This window comes from Acetobacter sp. (assembly GCF_047721705.1).
GTDB lineage: Bacteria > Pseudomonadota > Alphaproteobacteria > Acetobacterales > Acetobacteraceae > Acetobacter.
In genome coordinates, this window is the sequence record NZ_JBDNXK010000166.1 from 1 (window position 1) to 3510 (window position 3510).

Here is a 3510-nt window from a genome sequence, read left to right on the forward strand (position 1 = left end):
CCTATCTGGTTTTGCGCCTCATGGAACGGTCACACCTGCGTCAGGACTGCGCCTCACAGGTTGCAGCCACCCCATTAACACTGGGCGGCAAGGCGGCTTTTGTCGGCATCGTCCTGACCGCGCTTCTGCTTGTCACAGTGTCCGCATTTGATCTGTCTCTTGGCCTGCCAACAGCACTTGCCGGCATTGGAACAGCTTTGGGCGTGTCGGCGCTGGCGCGACGATCGCCGATTGCGCTCATGCGGGATATTTCATGGGGCGTTCTCCCGCTGGTCAGCGGCCTGTTCGTTCTGGTGGCCGCCGTTGAAAGTACTGGAGTGGTCGGGGTGCTTGCCAACCTGCTTCAGCAAGCCGCCAAAAGCGATCCTGTCACTGCTGCCTGGGGGGCAGGCACTCTTCTGGCCTTCATCTCCAACATCATGAACAACCTGCCTGCCGGCTTGATTGCCAGTGAGACAGTGGCGCAGGCACCTGTCCCGCGACTGGTGATTGATAATCTGTTGATTGGCGTGGATCTTGGCCCAAACCTTTCCGTGACAGGATCTCTGGCCACAATCCTCTGGTTGCAGGTGATCCGTCGAGAAGGCGAAGCGGTCGGGTTTCTGCAATTTCTCAGGGTTGGTGCCGTGGCCATGCCCGTTGCGCTCTTCACGGCACTCGGTGCGCGGCTTTTGATCGGGTAAACGGATTAGACGATACTCGCAGCCGGATGCCCGTCTCAGAGTTATCCTTGTGAATAGATGCGCTTGCTGTCTGTTAAATGAGTATGGAAAACTTGGCTGTAGAGGCTTCGCTGAGTTCGAATGCGTTACTGTCGGTTTTTCACCATTATCTCTCTGATAGCGGACACTCCGTTTGTCCCCCCTTGCTGCCTTACTGCGAATATCGCAACGCCTCGACAAACAGCCTGAAAGCGACGGAGGCCTGCCGCCGGTTGGGGTAGTAAAGGTGATACCCCGGCAAAGGGGGCGTGAATTTTGCCAGCACCTGCACCAGAGCGTCGCGCTCCAGATCAGACTGCACCATGTCCTGCGGCAGGTAGGCCAGCCCATGCCCGTCCAGGGCGGCATCGCGGATAAGGTCGATGGTATTGAGCGTCATCTGCCCCTCCAGCCGCACCCGTGTTTCCCGACCGCCGCGCATTAAGCGCCAACCATTGACGGCCTGCGATGTCGGCAGCCGCAGATTGACCGCCTTATGCTCGACAAGCCGCGCTGGAGACGTTGGGGCAGGATGGATACGGAAATAGTCTGGTGATCCGACAATGGCCATGGGGATATCCGGACCGATCCGTACAGCGATCATGTCTTTCGCAATCTCGCCGCCCAACCGGATGCCAGCGTCGAAGCGATCTGCCACCACATCCGCCAGTCCGTAATCAATGGTCACGTCCACGCGGATATCGGGATTGTCTCGCAGAAGCTGCTTCACGCCGGGAAGAAGAATGGTTTTCGCCGCATGTTCCACGGTCGTCACCCGGATGGTGCCCGATGGACGGTCCCGCAAATCACCCAGAGAGGCGACCGCTGCATCCAGATCATGCAGCATGGGACCGAGTGTCGCGAGCAGCCGCTCGCCGGCTTCAGTCGGTGCCACGCTACGGGTCGTGCGTGACAGCAGGCGCATACCCAGCCGTTCTTCCGTGCGGCGCACGATCTGGCTCAGGCCGGACTGTGCGATGCCAAGACGACGGGCCGCCTTGGTGAAGCTGCCTTCCTCGGCCACCACGACGAAAGCTGCCAGATCGGCGATTTCATCCCGCCTCATTGATCACTCCAGTGATAGGGCCATGACGGATTATCCATCTAATTCACGCAATAGGTTTGTCCTACCATGCTTTCATCAACAGGAGACAGACCATGACCAGGATCAGTTTCACGAACACCAACAACCCGGCCATTACCCTGTCGGCGGTGATCAATTTCCCCGACGGCTTCGACGAGGCGAAAAAATGGCCCGCCATTGTCGTCTCCCATCCTGGGGGCGGTGTGAAGGAGCAGACGGCTGGCACTTACGCGCAGAAACTCGCGAAACAGGGCTTTGTTACCATTGCGTTCGACCGGTCCTGTCAGGGGGAAAGCGGCGGTGAGCCACGCCAGCTTGAAAACCCCTACGTCAGTACGGAAGACGTCAGCGCCGTTATCGACCATCTGACAACGCTGCCCTACATCGACCAGAAGCGCATCGGCGCGATGGGCATCTGTGCGGGCGCGGGCTATACGGCCAATGCCGCCATTCAGGACCGTCGCATCAAGGCAATCGGCACCGTCAGCGCAGTCAATATCGGCTCCATGTTCCGCAATGGCTGGGACAATTCGGTGCGCTCGATCGACGCGCTTCCGCTGATCGAAGCCGGGTCCAATGCCCGCACCGCAGATGCCGCAGGCAACGGTTACGCCACCATGCCACTCGCGCCACTGACGGAGAAAGATGCGCCGAACGAAGAACTGCGTCAGGCCTGGGAGTATTATCACACGCCCCGCGCCGAGTGCGCGACCGCGCCCGGCTTTGCCACGCTGCGGAGCCTGAACCAGATCGTCACCTATGATGCCTATCACATGGCCGAAACCTATCTGACGCAACCGATCCAGATCGTCGTCGGCAGCGACGCGGGCAGCAAGTGGATGAGCGACGACCTGTACGACCGCGCGGCCAGTACGGATAAGTCGGTCCATATCGTGAAGGGCGCCAATCACATGGATCTCTACGATGGAAAAGCCTTCGTGACCGAAGCCGTTTCCGTGCTCGCGCCGTTCTTTCAGGCCAAGCTGGCGTAACGAGCTTGCAAAGCAAAACGAAGGATATCGAGATGAAATCCGTCCAGATACAGAATGCCGATATGGCATGGCCCATTGCGGCCAACATCCTGCTTCCTTCCGGCTTCGATGAAAGCCGGGTCTATCCGACCATTGTCAGTGTTCACCCGTTTGGAAGCTGCAAGGAGCAGACCTCGGGGAATGTCTATGGCAAGGCGCTGGCTGAGGCAGGTTTCGTCGTTATCGCCTATGACGCCTCCTATCAGGGTGAGAGCGGTGGCGCGCCGCGCTGGATTGAGAGCCCGACCCAGCGGGTCGAGGACGTCAGCCATGTGATTGATTATGCCGTGACGCTGCCTTACGTGGATGCTGAGCGTATCGGCATAATCGGTGTCTGTGGCGGCGGGGCCTATGCCATTAACGCCACGCTGACGGAAAAGCGGATCAAGGCTGTGGTTGGCGTCACGCCAGTCAACCTCGGCCGCCTCTTCCGGGAGGAGTTCAGTGGTTTCAATCCACTCGGCACATTGGAGGCTATGGCGGCGCAACGCACGAAAGAGGCGCGTGGTGTCGAGTTGCAGGTCAATGAACTGCTGCCGCCGAGCGTCGAGACTGCCCGTGCGAACGGTCTGACGGACCGGGATGTTCTGGAAGCGACGGATTACTACAAGACACCGCGCGGCCAGAAGCCAGGTGGGTGGACGCGGATGCTGTTCAGCCATGCCCAGAAAACCCTGTCATGGGACGCGTTTGC

4 protein-coding genes are annotated in these 3510 nt (G+C 59.4%); 3 read left to right on the top strand and 1 reads right to left on the bottom strand.

Translation table 11 applies throughout. The annotated features are described in order from the left end of the window. Positions 1-683, top strand: a 683-nt coding sequence (locus ABF824_RS16050; RefSeq protein ID WP_415489963.1) for an ArsB/NhaD family transporter, incomplete at its 5' end; no start/stop codon positions are given. Positions 684-873: 190 nt separating this feature from the next. Here the strand turns inward: ABF824_RS16050 and ABF824_RS16055 are convergent. Then, positions 874-1767, bottom strand: coding sequence for a LysR substrate-binding domain-containing protein (locus tag ABF824_RS16055; protein ID WP_415489964.1), 894 nt, complete (start codon positions 1765-1767; stop codon positions 874-876). Between the two features lie 92 nt (positions 1768-1859). On the opposite strand from ABF824_RS16055, the gene ABF824_RS16060 reads away from it, so the two are divergent. Both ABF824_RS16060 and ABF824_RS16065 read left to right on the top strand, forming a co-directional pair. After that, positions 1860-2777 carry an alpha/beta hydrolase gene (locus ABF824_RS16060; protein ID WP_415489965.1) on the top strand — a complete coding sequence of 306 codons (918 nt, stop codon included), beginning with the start codon at positions 1860-1862 and terminating at the stop codon, positions 2775-2777. A gap of 32 nt (positions 2778-2809) precedes the next feature. Beyond that, a partial coding sequence (locus tag ABF824_RS16065) for an alpha/beta hydrolase (protein ID WP_415489966.1) occupies positions 2810-3510 on the top strand: 701 nt, incomplete at its 3' end.